This window comes from Mycobacterium sp. VKM Ac-1816D, from assembly GCF_000416385.1.
Lineage (GTDB): Bacteria > Actinomycetota > Actinomycetes > Mycobacteriales > Mycobacteriaceae > Mycobacterium > Mycobacterium neoaurum_A.
In genome coordinates this window covers 1-1,218 of sequence record NZ_AOHQ01000125.1, presented here as the reverse complement: position 1 = coordinate 1,218, position 1,218 = coordinate 1, and the positions used below count along the sequence as shown (strand labels likewise).

Annotated in this window: 1 protein-coding gene; it reads left to right on the top strand. The window is 64.6% G+C overall.

Annotated features, from left to right (window positions below):
• Positions 1-34: 34 nt before the first annotated feature.
• A partial coding sequence (locus G154_RS08245; protein ID WP_036479317.1) for an HNH endonuclease signature motif containing protein occupies positions 35-1,218 on the top strand: 1,184 nt, incomplete at its 3' end.

Genomic DNA, 1,218 nt, shown 5'->3' with positions numbered 1-1,218 from the left:
GCTACGTGTCGGACCCTGTCTTTAGAATCGTGGTATGCCGCCTCCGACAACGCCTTACGCCGCTGATGTGGTGAATTCGGTGTCTGATCGGTTGTCGGCGCTCTATGACGAGGCTGCTGAGTTGGTGGGGCAGCGGAATGCTCTTGATGGTCGGTTGGTGGAGATTGTCGCCGAGATCGATGGTGGCGATGGGCCGTCGTTGTGGGGTCATACGGGGTGTCGGTCGTTGGTGGAGTTGGTGGCGTGGCGGTTGGGGATGTCACCGCGTAACGCTCAGGTGATGGTGGCCATTGCCCAACGCTTGGAGGTGTTTCCGCGGTTGGCGGCGAACCTGCGCCAGGGGCAGATGTCACTGGATCAGTTCGGGGTGATCGCCGAGCATGCCGCTGATGGTTCTGATGATCATTATGCCGAGCTGGCCACGATGGCGACGGTGACGCAGTTGCGTACGGCGGTCAAGCAGGAGCCTCGCCCGCAGCCGGAGCGGCGGGATGGTTCGGTGCGGTCGTTCAGCAGGTGTGAACAGGATGGGTGTACGACGTATCGGATTCGGTTGCCGAGGTTGGAGGCGGCGAAGTTCGATGCGGCGTTGGGTGCGCACAGGGAGGGGTTGGTCGCGGACTGGCGACGCGACCACGACAACCCTGACGCTGATGGCAGGGATGGCCGGGATGGTGTGGAGGTGCCGCCGTTCCCGGACACCGTGGATGCGTTGATGAGTGTGGTCGAGTCCGGTTGGGACGCCGAAGCGGCGGCGCGTCCGCATGGGGCGCGCACGACGGTGGTGGTGCATTACGACGTCGAGAAGGGGTCGGTGGCGCTGCATCTGGGGCCGGTGCTGGCGGAGTGGGAGCGCCAGTTCTTGTTGTGTGATGCCAGTTGTGAGGTGTGGTTGGAGCGTCATGGCACGCCGATGGGTGCGGGGCGTAGTACGCGGACGATCAGTCGTCGGTTGCGGCGGGCGTTGGAGCATCGCGATGGGACGTGTGCGGTGCCTGGGTGTGGGGCGACGCGGGGTTTGCATGCCCATCATCTGGTCCATTGGGAGCATGGCGGGGCGACCGAACTAGAGAATCTCGTGTTGTTGTGCCCGTTTCATCATCGGTTGCATCACAAGGGGGAGATCACGATCGTCGGGCCGGCGGATCGGCTGGTGGTCACCGACTGTGAGGGTCGCCGGTTGACCGGGGCGTCGCTGGCCCGCCCGCCGACCGGGCC